Source organism: Mesorhizobium sp. M0437 (assembly GCF_040321335.1).
In the GTDB taxonomy this organism is placed as follows: Bacteria; Pseudomonadota; Alphaproteobacteria; order Rhizobiales; family Rhizobiaceae; genus Mesorhizobium.
In genome coordinates, this window is sequence record NZ_JAMYRK010000004.1 from 101,232 (window position 1) to 116,674 (window position 15,443).

Here is a 15,443-nt window from a genome sequence, read left to right on the forward strand (position 1 = left end):
GACAACCGGGAAGCCTGCGCAAAACACGCTGCTCGATGCGACTTTGGTCTAGGCCAGTCGACTGCGGGGCGTCTTGTCCAAGCGGGAACTTTGTTTTGACTGAGCGTGCACTGGCACCATCAGCCGCTTGAAGCCAGCCGACACGCTCCATAACCCTGATGCAACGTGTTCACCAGCAATCGAGGAGGATGGCGTGAACGAGAGAACCGTGCCGCCGATCAGCACTGCTGCCGCCGCTTTCCTGGCGCGTCCGCACCGGCCCTTCATCAATGGACGCTTTGTTGACGGCTTGGCGGGAAATGGCCTCGCTGTCGATGATTCCGCCTCCGGCGAGATCGTCGCGCATGTGCCCGAGAGCGGTCCCGAACTGGTCGACCAGGCGGTGCGTGCTGCGCGTGCAGCCCTTGAAGGCCCGTGGGCCTCAATGCGGCCGGTCGACCGCCAGAACCTGATGCTGAAGCTCGCCGACGCCATCGAGGCCGATGCCGATCTCTTGGCCGAGATCGAAAGCATCGAGAACGGCAAGTCGCTAGGTGTCGCCCGCATGCTTAGCGCCGGCGGCAGCGTCGACTGGCTGCGCTATTATGCCGGGTGGGCGACCAAGATCGAGGGCTCGACCTTCCAGGTGTCCATTCCGGTGCCGCCTGGCGCCAGGCATCAAGCGATGACCATAATGGAACCGGTCGGCGTCGTCGGCGCCATCGTGCCGTGGAATTTCCCGTTGCTGATCGGCATGTGGAAGATCGCGCCGGCGCTCGCCTGCGGCTGCACCGTGGTGTTGAAGCCGCCGCAGGAGACGCCGCTCGGCCTGCTCAGGCTCGCAGAACTGATCAAGGCGTCAGGCTTCCCGCCCGGCGTCATCAACATCGTGACCGGCAGCGGCAGCGTCACCGGCGAGGCGCTGATCCGTCATCCCGGCATCGACAAATTGACCTTCACCGGTTCGACGGAAGTGGGAAAACGCGTCGGCCACGCGGCCGTCGACCATGTCGCCCGCTTCACGCTGGAGCTCGGGTCGAAATCGCCGATGATCCTGCTTGCCGACATGGAAGAGGGCATTGAGCCCCTGGTCGCCGGGCTCGGCATGTTTTTCAACCAGGGCCAGGTCTGCACCTCGGCCTCGCGGCTGCTGATCGAAAAGTCTATCTATGACCGCACGCTGACGCGGCTGGCCGAGATCGCCGATGGCATGACACTGGGCGCCGGCCGCGATGCCGAAGCCCAGATCAACCCACTGGTCTCGGCCAAGCATCGAAGGAGCGTCGAGGGCTTTGTCGAGCGCAGCCTGGCGGCCGGCGGCGAACGCGTCAGCGGCGCGCGGTCGGTACCGGCCAGGGGCCATTATGTCGCGCCGACCATCCTGCACAATATCAGGCCCGACATGGAGATCGCGCGTGAGGAGGTGTTCGGTCCGGTGGTAGCGGCGATGCCGGTCGCCGATCTCGACGAGGCGATCCATATCGCCAACGACACGCGCTATGGCCTGTCGGCCTCGATCTGGACCCGCGACATGGGCAAGGCGATGACCGCCGTCCACGGCCTCAAGGCCGGCACGGTGTGGGTCAATTCGCATAACACGCTGGACCCTGCGGCACCCTTCGGCGGCTTCAAGCAGTCCGGCATCGGCCGCGAACACGGCCGCGCGGCGATCGACGGCTATCTCGAGACCAAGACCGTCATCATGCGCTACGCCTGACGCCATGAACGCTGCGTACGACTACATCATCGCCGGCGCCGGCTCGGCCGGCTGCACGCTGGCCAACCGCTTGGTCAATACCGGCCAGCGCGTGTTGATCGTCGAAGCCGGGCCGGCCGACAATTCGCGCTTCATCGACATGCCCGCCACCTTCGCCAAGGTGATCGGCACGGCGCGCAGCTGGATCTACGAATCCGATCCCGAACCCAGCGTCGGCGGCCGCCGGCTACCGGTGCCGCAGGGCCGCACGCTGGGCGGCGGGTCGTCGATCAATGCCATGCTCTATGTCAGGGGCCAGCCGCAGGACTATGATGACTGGCGCGACCTTGGCTGTCCCGGCTGGGGCTGGGACGAGGTGCTGCCGGTGTTCAGGCGGCTGGAGCGCAACGAGCGGCTGGCCGGCAATCGCCACGGCACCACCGGACCGCTGCCCGTCTCCGATCCCCGCCATCGCCATCCGCTGTCTCTGGCCTATGTCAGGGCCGCGCAACAGGCCGGCTATCCCTTCAATGACGACTTCAACGGGGACAGGCAGGAAGGCGTCGGCTTTTACCAGACGACGACCGCGAATGGCGAAAGACAATCGGCGGCAAAGGTGTTCCTGAAGCCGTTGGCAGGCAATGCCAACCTCACCGTCATCACCGATGCGCTTGTCACCGGCGTGACATTGGAAAACGGTGCGGCAAGCGGCCTCGCCTACACCACATCGGACGGACAGACCCATACAGCGACGGCGGAAGCCGAAGTGATCCTCACATCAGGCGCGCTGGCGACGCCGAAGCTGATGATGCTGTCGGGACTGGGGCCAGCCGAACATCTGACCGCGCTGGGCATTCCCGTCATCCGCGACATGCCCGCGGTCGGCCGCGACCTGCAGGATCACGTCGCGGCTCCCGTCTATGCGCTGACGCGCCAGCCGATCTCGCTGCTTGGTGAGGACCGTGGCCTGCGGGCGCTGCGCCACGGCCTGCAGTACCTCATGTTCCGCACCGGCCTGCTCACCTCGAATGTGGTCGAGAGCGGCGGCTTCTTCGACGCCGATGGCGATGGCCGTCCCGATATCCAGTTCCACGTCCTGCCGGTGATGATCGAGAGCGCCGAACACGGCTCGATCGAGCGGCACGGCATGGAGATCAATCCTTGTGTGCTCAGGCCGAAGTCGCGCGGCACGGTCAGGCTGCGCTCGCGCGATGCGGCCGATCCGATCCGCTTCACCACCGGCTTCCTGTCCGATCCGGACGATCTCGCCTTGCTGCTGGCCGGCATGAAGATCGCCCGCACCATCCTGCGCCAGCCGGCGCTGCAGGCCATGGTGGCGGAGGAGCTTTCGCCGGGCGCGGCCGCGGATCTTCCTGACCAGGCGATCGTCGGCCACATCCTCGAACACGCCAAGACGGTCTACCACCCATCGGGAACCTGCCGGATGGGCAATGACGACAGTGCCGTGGTCGATCCGCGGTTGCGCGTCCGCGGCGTGCCGCGCCTGCGGATCTGCGATGCCTCGGTCATGCCCAGGCTCATCAGTGGCAACACCAACGCGCCGGTGATCATGATCGCCGACCGCTGTGCCGATTTCATCCTCGGCAGCGCTTAGCGAGAAACGGTCAGCCGAGAGAAATCCAGGCCGTTTTGAGATCGGTGTATTTGTCCAGCGCATGCATCGACTTGTCGCGACCGAAGCCGGACTGCTTGACGCCGCCGAGCGGCACGGTGATGTCGGCGCCGCCATAGGTGTTGACGTGGACGACGCCGGCATTGATGTTGCGCACCATACGATGCGCCGTGGAGAGGTTGGCGGTCCACACCGCCGAGGCAAGGCCATAAACCGTCGAATTGGCAAGCCGCACCGCCTCTTCCTCGGTCTCGAAGCGCATCACGCCGAGCACCGGCCCAAACACCTCCTCGCGGGCGAGTTGCATCTCTTGCGTCACGTTCTCGAAGATCGTCGGCGCCATGTAGCTGCCGCCGGTTTCGGCCAGGATCCGTCCGCCGCCGGTGACCAGACGGGCGCCTTCAGCTGTCGCCCGTTCGACGAAGCCGAGATTCTTGTCCAGCTGCTCGGCGCTTGATACCGCACCGACGTCGCTCGTCAGATTGAGCGGATCGCCGACCTTCAGCCGCGTGGTCGCTGCGAGGAGCTCGTCCATGAAGCGGTCGTAGACCGACGCCTGGACGAGCAGGCGCGAGCCGGCAACGCAGACCTGGCCGGAATTGCGAAAAATGCCGTTGGCCGAGACGATTGCGGCCTGTTTCAGGTCCGGGGCGTCGGCAAAGACGATGTTGGGCGACTTGCCGCCGAGTTCGAGGAAGACGCGCTTCAGATTGGAACGCGCCGCATACTCAAGCAGATGCCGGCCGACCGGCCCCGAGCCGGTGAAGGCTATGGCGTCGACATCCATGTGCAGGCCGAGCGCCTCGCCGGCAACCGCGCCACGGCCGGTAACGACGTTAAACACACCGGCGTGAAGCCCGGCTTCGGCAGCGAGCTCAGCCAGCCGCAGAAGCGTCAGCGAAGCGACCTCGGGCGGCTTGACGACGATGGAATTGCCGGCAGCCAGCGCCGGCGCGATCTTCCAGGCGCCGATCATCAATGGGAAATTCCAGGGTACGATGACGCCGACAACGCCGAGCGGCTCCTTGTGGATCAGCCCGAGCACATTCTCGGCCGTCGGCGCGATCTCGCCATAGACCTTGTCGATAGCCTCCGCGTAGTAGCGGATGGTGCCCGCGGCCGATAACGGCTCGGCCTTGTAGGCCATGCCGATCTCGGTGCCGTTGTCGCGGACGCCAAGCACCGCCAGTTCATCGACATGCTTTTCGACCAGCTCGGCTAACTTCGTCAGAATCTTCTTGCGGAAGGCGGGGGCGGCGCGCGACCACGAGCCCTTCTCAAACGCCTTGCGCGCCGACGCCACGGCGCGATCGACATCGACGGCGTTGGCGTCGGCGATGCTGGCGAACGGGCGGCCATCGATCGGCGAGATCACGGGCAGCGTGGCGCCACTTGCACCTGCGGTCTGCGCACCATCGATGAAGAGGTTTCGCACGCCGACCTCGGCCTTGCGCAACGTGTCGATGGTGTTCTGGTTGATCATTGCGTACCGGCTCCGAAGGCGACATGCAGGGTGGTTGGCGCGCGAAATTCCCAGCCCCGGAACACCGGTTCCTTGCCTGGCACCAGCCGCAGATCCGGAAACCGTTCCAGCAGAAGCCTTACCGCGAGGCACATCTGCTCGCGCGCAAAAAACCGACCCGAACAGAAGTGATGGCCAAAGCCGAAGGCAGCGTGGTTGCCTTCATCACGAAGGATGTCGAAACGGTCGGGATCGGAGAACCGGATTTCGTCGCGGCTGGCCGAGGAGACGAGCGCGGCGACTGGCGCGCCCGCCGGGATGGTCACGCCGCCGAGCTCGACCGCGCGCGTCGTCTGGCGCGTCTGCGTGCCGATCGGCGCGACCCATCGCAGACCCTCGTCGACCGCCTTCGGCACCAAGGTTTCCAGATCGTCCAGCACCTGCCGCATCTGCTCGGGATGCGAAAGCAGGCCGGCAAGTATGGAGCCGGCGCCATGGCCGGGCTCCTGCATGCCGCCGAGCAGGATGACCTTGATGCTCGGCATCACGAAGTCGATGGCGCGGGTCGCACCCTGCGGCATGCCGTCATGCAGTATGTGCGACAGGGCGGAGTCGTCAGGCGCGTGGACAAGCCTCTCCAGCGTCGGCAGGATGGCGGCGCCAACCTCGGCGCTGATCGCATCGGCGATTTCCTGGCGCTTCGGATCGTTCTCGAAATTGATGGCGCCCTGGGCAAGGCCATAGAACCAGCGCCGCAAGGTCGGCATGTCGATGTCGGCCAGCCCGAGCGAGCGCGCCAGGCTGAGCGTCGACACCGGCTCGAAATACTCGGCCATCAGTTCCGCCGCACCCTGCTCGGCGATCCGGTCGAGATAGGGTCCGGCGATCGAGCGCACGAGATCCCCGGCATAGGAAGCGACGGTGCGCGGCCGGTATTTCGGGTCGACGCCCTGGCGCAGATCCTTGTGGACGTCTCCGTCGGTGGTCAGGATGGTCGGCTTGCCGAAGGAGCGTTCGACCGGGGATGTCCCGACAACCGCGGAGAAGATGTCGGGCGACTTCGCGACCGTTTCGACATCCTTCCAGCGGGTGACGAACCAGAGGTTGACCGCCGGCACGAAAGCGACCGGCGCGTTGCGCCTCAGTTCAGCATAGATCGGATACGGATCGGCTTCCAGCGCCTCAACGGTGATGCTCTCGGCAAAGCTCAACGCCGCTACTCCCCTAGGGTGAAGAAGGGGGCGGCGTCATGCGCCGCCCCTCTTGATCTCAGTCCTTCAAAGGCTGTCCAAGCTCGGCGAAGGCCACCGGATCCCGGCTCTTCAACGCGCTCGCCAGCACAAGGCCAACCACGGCCGCGATCAGCACCAGCGCCGGCAGGAACACGCCGAGGAACCCGCCAGCACCGGACAGGCCGCCGAAATTGATGACGATCAGATAGATGATGATGACGAAGGCGATGAAGGTCAGCCCCGGCAGGATTGTGGTCTTCACCGCGTTCTCCTGACTGGACGGGTTGGCACGGAAGAACATCACGACGGCGAGCGAGGCCACCGCCATCATCACGATGACGCCGAGAGTGGCAACGTTGGTCAGCCACGAAAACAGCGCCAGCACCGGGTCAAGGCCAAGCACGGCGAAGAGCCCGACGACGACAGCGGCAAGCACGCTCTGGATGACCGAGGCGACATGCGGGCTCTGGTGCGTCGAATGGGTCACGCCGATGGTCCGCGGCAGGAGCTTCTCGCGGCCGGAAACATAGATGTAGCGGGCGACCGCATTGTGGAACGCCAGTACGCCGGCAAACAGGCTCGACACGAACAGGATGCTCATGGCGTGCGAGAGCATCGTTCCGGCGTAGCGGTCGGACAGGCCGAACAGGAACGTGGTCGGATCCTGAAGCCCCTGCAGCGCCGGCAGCAGCTTATCAACGCCGGCACCGACCGCCATCAGCCATGCGGTGACCATGTAGAAGACGCCGATCAGGATGACGGAGAAATATGTCGCCCGCGGAATGGTGACCTTGGGGTCGCGCGCCTCCTCGGCATAGATCGTCGTTGCCTCGAAGCCGATGAACGCGGCAAAGCAGAACAGGATGGCGATCGCCGGCGCGCCGCTGGTGATCTGGCTCCAACTGAACGGCGCCGCTGACAGTCCACTATCGCCTCCGGTCTTGACGATCGCCATGTCGAGGATCAGCACCACGACGTATTCGGCAAGCACCAGAACGGTCAGGATCTTGGCCGACAGGTCGACCTGCCTGTAGCCGAGCACGGCGACGATGGCGATGGCGATGAAACTCCACGCCCACCAGGGCAAGTTGATGCCCCAGCCGGCGAACAGCCCGGCGGTCGCGGCACCGAGAAGGCCCATGACGCCGATCTGCATGGCATTGTAGGACAGGATTGCGATCAGCGCCGTGGCGCCGCCGGCGAGACCGCCGAGCCCGCGCGCCGCATACGCATAGAAGGCGCCTGCATTGCCGACATGGCGCGACATGGCGACATAGCCGACCGCGAACAACAGCAGCAGCAGCGTCACGATCAGATAGGTGCCGGCAAAGCCCGCGCCATTGCCCATCAGCATGCCGAGCGGCGTGCCGCCAGCCACAGCCGTCAGAGGCGCCGCTGCCGAGATCACCATGAAGGTGATGGCGCCAACGCCAAGGCTGTTCTTCCTCAGCCGGTTCGCTTCGCCGGCTTCAATTGTCGTCATCTTTCCCTCCAATTCCGCGCTGCGGAAGCCAAGTGTCCCTGAAATGTCGAGGCCCTGTTTCGGGCCGCCTTGTCGTTTCATTATTTGCAACGACATTTCGAATATAGACTTGCAAAGGAACCGGCTTCCTGTCAAGTTAATTCGCACGTTAAGTATCAGATGGAGGATCAGATACGCATGGGTACGGTGAGCAAGGCCATCACGCTGCTGGAAATGCTCGGTCGCGGCGAGCCCGAGACGGCGTTGGCTGACCTCGCCCGGCGCGCCGGCCATGACAAGGCAACAACGCGCCGGCTGCTGGTCTCCCTGATAGCGCATGGGCTGGTCGAGCAGGATGAAGCCACGCGTCTTTACCGGCTGGGCGCCGGTGTCGCGCGGCTGGCGCTGATGCGCGAAGCCCAGTTTCCCTTCCTGCGCACGGCGGTGCCGGTGGTCGAGGCGCTGGCGGCGGAAACCGATGAGACGGTGCACCTGTCGGAATATTCGAAGCGCGGCCTGATCACAGTCCATGTCGTCGAATCGACCAGGGCCAATCGCGTCAGCGTGCAACTCGGCGAGGTGCTGCCGATGCATGCGACGGCTTCTGGCATTGCGTTCCTGGCGTTCACGGAAGAGCGTATCCGAGACGCTGTTCTGGCCGGACCGCTGCCGGCCTTCACGCCCCACACAATAAGCGACGCGAAAACACTTGCCGAGCATGTCGCCGCCGCCCGCGCGCGCGGGCACTCGACCGGCTCGCATGGCTTCGCGGCGGGCGGGCTCAGCGTCGCGGCGCCGAGCCTCGGCGCCGACGGTTTTGCCATTGGCATCATCGCCGTCGCGGCGCCTAAGGTGCGGGTCCAGAAGGGCGAGATCGAGCGCTATGGCGCCAGTGTGGCGGCGGCTGCGCGCGTTATCAGCGAGCGGCTTTTCGGACGGCAGGGCCAGCCGGGCCTCAAGCGAGCATGACAACAAATACCCCTGCAAGGAGATTGACTGTGGAGGAGACACGCCGAATCCTGGTTATAGGCACCGGTGACACCAAGGCCGACGAATTGCTCTTCATGCGCGAGCGCATCGAGGCGGTCGGCGGTGTCGCCGTGATGATGGATGTGAGCGTGCTCGGCGATCCGTCCTACCAGCCGGCGCATGACAAGCATGCGGTGGCTCAAGCTGCCGACACGACCATCGAGGCGATCATCGCCAGCGGCGACGAGAATTCGGCGATGACGCTGATGGCGCTCGGCGCCTCGCGGCTTGCCCGCGCACTCTGCGACAAGGGCGAAATCCACGGTTTCATCGCGCTCGGTGGCTCGATGGGCACCGACCTTGCGCTTGACGTCGCGCTGGCGCTGCCGCTCGGCGTGCCGAAATTCGTCATCTCGACCATTGCCTATTCACATCTGCTGCCACCAGAACGGATCGCCACAGACCTGATGATGATCCTGTGGGCGGGCGGTCTCTATGGCCTCAACAGTGCCTGCAAGGCGGTGCTGTCGCAGGCCTGCGGAGCGGTGGTGGGTGCCGCGCGCGCCGTCGTTAAGCCGGACGCGACGCGGCCCAGGATAGGCATGAGTTCGCTGGGAAAAAGCTGCCTGCACTATATGGTGACGCTGAAGCCGGAGCTGGAGAAGCGCGGCTATGAAGTCATCGTCTTCCACACCACCGGCATGGGCGGCCGGGCGCTTGAGGCGATCGCCGCGCAACGCGGCTTCGTCGCGGTGATGGATTTCAGCCTTCAGGAACTCGCCAACCAGCTGACCGGCTCGGTGGTGAATTCGGGCTCCGACCGGCTGGAAAATGCTGGTCGGCAAGGCATCCCTCAGATCGTGGCACCTGGCGCCGTCGACATGGTGGATTTTCCGACCTGGCAAGCAGTGCCTGCCCGTTTCTTCGAACGGCCGTACCATGCGCACAACCGCCTGCTCGCCTCGGTGACATCAGACGGCGAAACCCGCAAGGAGATCGCGCGCGCCATCGGCGAGAAGCTCGCCGCCGCAACCGGGCCGACCGCCTTCATCCTGCCGGCAGGCGGCATCCAGCAATGGGACCAGGAGGGCGAGCCGCTGCACGAACCGGAGGCGCTGTCGGCCTTTGTCGAGGAGATGCGCTCGAGCGTGCCCGGCAATGCCGAGTTGCACGAGATATCAGGGCACATCAACGACGCCGCCTTCAGCGCCAAGGCACTGGAGATCTTCGACCGCTGGGTCGCCGAAGGCATTGTGCCGCTGGGCGCGCCGGAAGGAACTCAAGCTGCATGAGCGGGCCATCGCCAAAGGCGCTGGTGCTTGATTTCGGCGGCGTCGTCACCCGCACGCTGTTCGAAACGCACGCGTTGACCGAACGCGCATTGGACTTGACGCCCGGCATGCTCGGCTGGCGCGGGCCGTTCGATCCGGCATCCGACCCGCTGTGGCGTTCCATGCAAGCCGACGAGATCAGCGAGCGCGACTACTGGAAGACGCGCACGCGTGAAGTCGGCCGTCTCGTCGGCGAGGACTGGGACGACATGTCGACTTTCGTGCAGCGGGCGCGCGGCGCCGACCCGCAAGCGGTGGTGCGGCCAGAGGCGGAACGAGCGATCCGTGCGGCGCATGAAGCTGGCATCCGGCTCGCCATCCTCTCCAACGAGCTCGACTTGTTCTACGGCAACAGCTTTCGCGAGCGCCTGCCGCTGCTGTCGCTGTTCGAGACCATCATCGACGCCACCTACACGCACATCCTGAAACCCGATCCGCGCGCTTATGCGATGGTGAGCGAAGCACTGCACTTGCCGCTCGCGGCTTGCGTCTTCGTCGACGACCAGAAGCGTAACGTCGACGGCGCGGTCGCCGCCGGCATGCTGGCCGTGCATTTCGACGTCGCCCAACCGGGGCAAGGCTATGCAGAGGCGCTCGGCCATTTCGGCGTTGCGGCCTAAGAATTCAAGAAACGGAGTTCCCACCGATGCGCGACATCAACTTCCTCACCGAGAACAACGCCAAGCCGATCTGGCATCCGATGGCGCATCCGGCCGAGATGCGCGCGACGCCGCCAAAGATCATCATGAAGGGCGAAGGCGTCTCGGTCACCGATGCCGAAGGCCGCACCGTCCTCGATGCAGTCGGGGGCCTGTGGAACGTCAACCTCGGCTACAGCTGCGATCCGATCAAGAAGGCGATCGCAGCACAACTCGACGCCCTGCCCTATTATTCCGGCTTTCGCGGCACCTCGACCGGACCGTCGATCGAGCTTGCCTATGAGCTGTGCGACTGGTTCGCTCCCGAGGGCATGGTACGGACCTTCTTCACCTCCGGCGGCTCGGACTCGGTCGAGACGGCACTGCGGCTGTCGCGGCAATACTGGAAGATCAGGGGCCAGGGCGACCGGACGAAGTTCCTGGCGCTGAAGAAGGGCTATCACGGAACGCATTTCGGCGGCGCCTCGGTCAACGGCAATGCCAATTTCCGGCGCAACTACGAGCCGCTTTTGCCCGGCGTCTTCCACACACCGGCGCCATGGACCTACCGCAATCCGTTCGACGAGACCGATCCGGCGAAGCTGGCGAAACTCTGCGCGCGGGCGATCGAAGACGAGATCGCCTTCCAGGGCGCCGACACGATCGCCGCCTTCATCATGGAGCCAGTGCTCGGCGCCGGCGGTGTGATCGTTCCGCATGAGAGCTTCATGCCGATGGTGCGGGCGATCTGCGACCGTCACGACATCCTGCTCATCGCCGACGAGGTGGTGACCGGCTTCGGTCGCACCGGCGCCTGGTCGGGCTCGCGGCTCTCCGGAGTGAAGCCGGATTTCATGACCATCGCCAAGGCGATCACCTCAGGCTACTTCCCGCTCGGCGCCACGCTGATCAGCGCCAAGGTTGCCGACGTCTTCGAGGCCGACAAGACCAGCTTCGGCTCGATCGGGCACGGCTACACCTATTCCGGCCATCCGGTCGGCTGCGCGGCGGGGCTGGCCACACTCGCCGAGACCAAGCGGCTTGCCGTCAACGAGAATGCGGCGGCGCGCGGTGTCGAGCTCGGCAAGGCGCTGGAGGCGCTGAAGGCGAAGCACGCTTTGGTTGGCGATGTGCGCTACCAAGGGCTGATGGCGGCGCTCGAACTGGTTTCCGACCGTGCCGCCAAGAAGCCGGCCGACAAGAAGACGATGAATGCCGCCGCAGAGGCCGCCTACAAGGCCGGCGTCATGCTGCGCGTCTCCGGCAACACCATCATCCTGTCGCCGCCGCTGGTGATCTCGTCCGCCGATGTGGCAAAGATCGCCGAGGCTCTCGACGCCGGACTGACGGCAGCCGCCTGAGCGACGGTGACGCTCAGTCCTGACCGAGCCGCAGGCGTCGCCACGCCGCCGGCGAGAGGCCGACGGCGGCGCGGAAGAAGCGCGAGAAATAAGCCGGGTCGTTGAACCCGGTCTCATAGGCGATGTCCTCGACCGGGCGCACGGTGAACAGCAGCAGGCGCTTGGCCTCGACCAGCCGCCGCTCACCAACCGCCTGGCGTACGCCCGCGCCGAGCACCTGCCGCGCTGCCTTGTCGAGCAGATGGCGCGTGGTGCCGAGCGCGGCGGCATAGCGCTCGACCGGCCAGTCGTCGCGAAAGTGTCGGTCGATCAGACGCCGCAGCCGGCCGCCCAGCGCCACCGTCGCCGGCACCGCGACAGCATGCGACTGCGCATCGAGGCGGGCGATGCCCGACAATGCCACGGCGATCAGCGGCGGCAGGATTTTCTCCATACCGGGCAACCTGTCGGCATATTCCGCCTGGATCATCGTAACCGTATCACCCAAGCCTTTCCCAGAGGGCCGTTTCACCGCGTCCGGTGACGAAGACCGGCTGGTCGAGCGGCAGCGCGGACTGCTCAGCGATCGCCGCAAGGGCAGCATCGGCGACCGAGACAACGATGGCGTCGGCGCCCGTCTCGATGCTGAATCCGTGGACCACGCCGCTCGGCATGAAGCTCACCGTCGGCGCCGAAAAACTCCAGGTCTCGTCTTCGATCCGATAAATGCCGCTGCCGCCGGTCCAGAAGGTGATCTGCGCCATTTGCGGGTGCTTGTGCGCGAGAACCTGGCCGCGATGCACGGAGGCACGCGCAAGAACAGTCTCGACATGCAGGAATCCGACGTCGAGCGCACGCGCCGGTTCGCCGTAGACGAAGAATTCGGGAATGGCAGTCTGGCTCATCACGGCGAAAAAATCCAAGTGGTTCTATACTTTCGTCCATAAACCTTTGTCACGACGATCGCTACAGTTGACGCGTTAAAGGAGGATCATGATGCGATCGGAAGATTTCCGGGCCGACACGAAACGGCCGTTTACCGGTGCCGAATATTTGCAGAGCCTGCGCGACGGGCGCGAGGTCTATATCAATGGCGAGCGGATTGCCGACGTCACCACCCATCCGGCGATGCGCAACTCGGCGCGCTCGCTGGCCCGCCTCTACGATGCCTTGCACGATCCGGCGCGGCAGGCGGTGCTGACCTCGCCGACCGACACCGGTTCTGGCGGCTACACGCACAAATATTTCCGCGTCGCCCATTCCGCCGCGGATCTCGCCGCACAGCAGACCGCCATCGCCGACTGGTCGCGCATGTCCTACGGCTGGATGGGGCGCACGCCCGATTACAAGGCAGCACTTATGAACACGCTCGGCGCCAATGCCGAGTGGTACGGCCCGTTCAGGGACAATGCACTCGCCTGGCACAAACGCGCCCAGGAAGCGGCCCTGTTCATGAACCATGCCATCGTCAACCCGCCGATCGACCGCCACAAGCCGGCCGAGCAGGTGAAGGACGTGTTCGTGCACATCACGAAGGAGAACGACGCCGGCATCTGGGTGTCCGGCGCCAAGGTGGTGGCGACGTCGTCAGCGCTCACCCATTACAATTTCCTGGCGCAGAGCTCGGCGACGGTCACCGAGGACCCGTCATTGTCGGTGATGTTCATCGTGCCTATGAACGCGCCGGGGATAAAGATGTTCTGCCGCGTCTCTTACGAGCAGACGGCCAACACGGTCGGCCATCCCTTCGACTATCCGCTGTCGTCTCGTTTCGACGAGAACGATGCGATCCTGGTGCTGGACAATGTCTTCATCCCCTGGGAGGACGTGCTGGTGCTGCGCGATGCGCAGAAGATCCTCTCCTTCCACCCGGCGTCGGGCTTCATGCACGGCTATTGTTTTCAGGGCTGCACGCGCTTCGCCGTCAAGCTCGACTTCCTCGCAGGCCTGCTGGCGAAGGCGCTGCGCGCGACGGGCGGGGATGCCTTCCGCGGCAACCAGGCGGCCCTCGGCGAAGTAATTGCGCTGCGCCACATGTTCTGGAGCTTTTCCAACGCCATGGCGCACAACCCGATCCCATGGGCGAACGGCGCCGTGCTGCCCAATCTCGAAGCGGCGCTCGCCTATCGCACTTTCATGTCGGAGGCCTATCCGCGCGTTATCGATACGGTGCGCCGAGTCATCGCTTCGGGGCTGATCTACCTGCCGTCCTCGGCAAAGGATTTCGACAATCCGGAGATCGACAAGTACCTTGCCCAGTACGTGCGCGGCTCCAATGACATGGGCCATGTCGAACGCATCAAGATCATGAAGCTGCTGTGGGATGCGACCGGCACCGAGTTCGGCGGCCGCCACGCGCTCTATGAGCTCAACTATGCCGGTGCGCCGGAAGAGGTGCGGCTGCAGGTGCTGAAGGGTGCTGAGCGCGGCGGGCGCCTGAGGGCGATGGAGGAACTGGTCGACACCTGCATGGCCGACTACGACGAAAAGGGCTGGACCGGCGACACCTGGCTGCCGCCGCTGCCGGCTGGCGCAAGCTGAGGTCCCGGCCATGGAGCCACAAGTTGCAAGGCTGGAGTTCCGTGAGGCGATGGCGCGGGTCTGTGCGCCGGTCAACATCGTCACGACTGATGGTCCGGCCGGCCGCGGCGGCTTCACTGCGACCGCCATGTGCAGCGTTTCCGACGATCCGCCGACGCTGCTTGTGTGCATGAACGAGCGCTCGGCGCAGACCGGCCTGTTCCTCGCCAACCAGCGTTTCTGCGTCAACGTGCTGACGCAGTTACACACCCATCTGGCGGCAAAGTTCGCCGGTACGATCCGCGACATGGGCGAGCGCTACAATGCGGCAAGATGGCAGACCATGCCGTCCGGCATGCCGGCGCTGCTCGACGCCATCGTCAGCTTCGATTGCGAGATCGGCGACGTGAACAAGGTTGGCACGCACAATGTGATGTTCGGCCGCGTCGTCGACATCCGCCACGGCAGCGACGAGGCGGCGCTGCTCTATGTCGGCCGCAACTACACGCAGCCGAGTGCACTCGGCAGTTTTGGCGGGTAGAGGCTGTCAAGTCTGGTTTTCGGATGATTCCGACTGGATCAGGTTTTCGAGCAGGTCGAGCAGGTGCTCATGCTGTTCGGCGCCGTAGCGCTGCTCGATCGCATCGTAGATGGCGATGCGCTCGGGCGACAAATCCTCGATCAGCGCCAGCCCGGCCGGGCTGATTGCGAGCAGCGCCCGGCGACCGTCATCCTTGACCTTGTTGCGGGTGATGAACTGCCGTTCCTCCATCGCCTTGATGATGCGGGTCAGGCTGGGCGGAAGGATCGAGGCGCGATGGGCAAGTTCGGTTGCCTCGAGCGGCCCGGCTTCGGCAAGCACACGCAGCACGCGCCACTGCTGCTCAGTGATGTCGTGGCGGGCAAGCATCGGCCGGAAATGCGCCATGATCACTTCGCGGGCGCGAAGCAGAGCCATGGGCAGGGAGCGGCGGGTGCTGGGCGGTAGCAAGGTCAGGTCTCCAAAAAATTCCAATTCCGGTACGACTCGCACCACACAATGAGACTCGGATCGCAGCTATATCCGCGATTTCGCCGGGGGCGGCAATCCCACCATCGAGAGCTGTATCTGCATAGAGAACGACACTTGACATTCCGCCGTCAAGATGTAATTCACATGTTAATTACAAGGTGGAGGAAAC

Annotated in this window: 12 protein-coding genes and 1 pseudogene; 8 read left to right on the forward strand and 5 right to left on the reverse strand. The window is 64.8% G+C overall.

The window, feature by feature from the left end; translation table 11 throughout:
* Positions 1-193: 193 nt before the first annotated feature.
* Positions 194-1,696 (forward strand): aldehyde dehydrogenase family protein, encoded by a 1,503-nt coding sequence (locus NKI72_RS04180; protein WP_352814195.1) that lies wholly within the window; start codon positions 194-196, stop codon positions 1,694-1,696.
* Between the two features lie 4 nt (positions 1,697-1,700).
* Positions 1,701-3,290, forward strand: a complete 1,590-nt coding sequence (locus NKI72_RS04185; protein WP_352849942.1) for a GMC family oxidoreductase — start codon at positions 1,701-1,703, stop codon at positions 3,288-3,290.
* 10 nt (positions 3,291-3,300) lie between these two features.
* Here the strand turns inward: NKI72_RS04185 and NKI72_RS04190 are convergent, their stop codons facing one another.
* The 3 genes from NKI72_RS04190 to NKI72_RS04200 are packed head-to-tail and all read right to left on the reverse strand — an operon-like array spanning position 3,301 to position 7,485.
* Positions 3,301-4,791 (reverse strand): aldehyde dehydrogenase, encoded by a 1,491-nt coding sequence (locus NKI72_RS04190; protein WP_352836767.1) that lies wholly within the window; start codon positions 4,789-4,791, stop codon positions 3,301-3,303.
* The gene (locus NKI72_RS04195) at positions 4,788-5,981 is read right to left on the reverse strand and encodes a cytochrome P450 (protein ID WP_352469647.1); all 1,194 of its coding nucleotides are present in this window, start codon (positions 5,979-5,981) and stop codon (positions 4,788-4,790) included. The genes NKI72_RS04190 and NKI72_RS04195 overlap by 4 nt, the downstream gene beginning before the upstream one ends.
* Before the next feature lie 58 nt (positions 5,982-6,039).
* Positions 6,040-7,485, reverse strand: a complete 1,446-nt coding sequence (locus NKI72_RS04200; RefSeq protein WP_352685377.1) for an APC family permease — start codon at positions 7,483-7,485, stop codon at positions 6,040-6,042.
* A 177-nt stretch (positions 7,486-7,662) separates the two neighbouring features.
* On the opposite strand from NKI72_RS04200, the gene NKI72_RS04205 reads away from it, so the two are divergent.
* Genes NKI72_RS04205 through NKI72_RS04220 form a run of 4 tightly spaced genes read left to right on the forward strand, consistent with a single transcriptional unit; the run spans position 7,663 to position 11,763 of the window.
* A complete protein-coding gene (locus NKI72_RS04205) occupies positions 7,663-8,433 on the forward strand; it encodes an IclR family transcriptional regulator (protein ID WP_352849943.1) in 771 nt (256 codons plus the stop codon).
* Positions 8,430-9,725 (forward strand): Tm-1-like ATP-binding domain-containing protein, encoded by a 1,296-nt coding sequence (locus tag NKI72_RS04210; RefSeq protein WP_352849944.1) that lies wholly within the window; start codon positions 8,430-8,432, stop codon positions 9,723-9,725. Before NKI72_RS04205 ends, NKI72_RS04210 begins: the two co-directional genes overlap by 4 nt.
* Entirely contained in the window at positions 9,722-10,384 is a 663-nt protein-coding gene (locus NKI72_RS04215; protein ID WP_352836778.1) for an HAD family hydrolase, read from the forward strand. The genes NKI72_RS04210 and NKI72_RS04215 overlap by 4 nt, the downstream gene beginning before the upstream one ends.
* A 26-nt stretch (positions 10,385-10,410) precedes the next feature.
* Positions 10,411-11,763, forward strand: a complete 1,353-nt coding sequence (locus NKI72_RS04220; protein WP_352503133.1) for an aspartate aminotransferase family protein — start codon at positions 10,411-10,413, stop codon at positions 11,761-11,763.
* Between the two features lie 13 nt (positions 11,764-11,776).
* Here NKI72_RS04220 and NKI72_RS35420 read toward each other — a convergent pair.
* Positions 11,777-12,647, reverse strand: a pseudogene (locus NKI72_RS35420) (helix-turn-helix domain-containing protein).
* Between the two features lie 91 nt (positions 12,648-12,738).
* On the opposite strand from NKI72_RS35420, the gene NKI72_RS04235 reads away from it, so the two are divergent.
* A complete protein-coding gene (locus NKI72_RS04235; protein ID WP_352814583.1) occupies positions 12,739-14,283 on the forward strand; it encodes a 4-hydroxyphenylacetate 3-hydroxylase N-terminal domain-containing protein in 1,545 nt (514 codons plus the stop codon).
* 10 nt (positions 14,284-14,293) lie between these two features.
* Positions 14,294-14,803, forward strand: a complete 510-nt coding sequence (locus NKI72_RS04240) for a flavin reductase (RefSeq protein ID WP_352836781.1) — start codon at positions 14,294-14,296, stop codon at positions 14,801-14,803.
* Positions 14,804-14,809: 6 nt separating this feature from the next.
* On the opposite strand, the gene hpaR is transcribed toward NKI72_RS04240, so the two are convergent.
* Positions 14,810-15,220, reverse strand: coding sequence for a homoprotocatechuate degradation operon regulator HpaR (gene hpaR / locus NKI72_RS04245; protein ID WP_352685406.1), 411 nt, complete (start codon positions 15,218-15,220; stop codon positions 14,810-14,812).
* Positions 15,221-15,443: the final 223 nt, after the last annotated feature.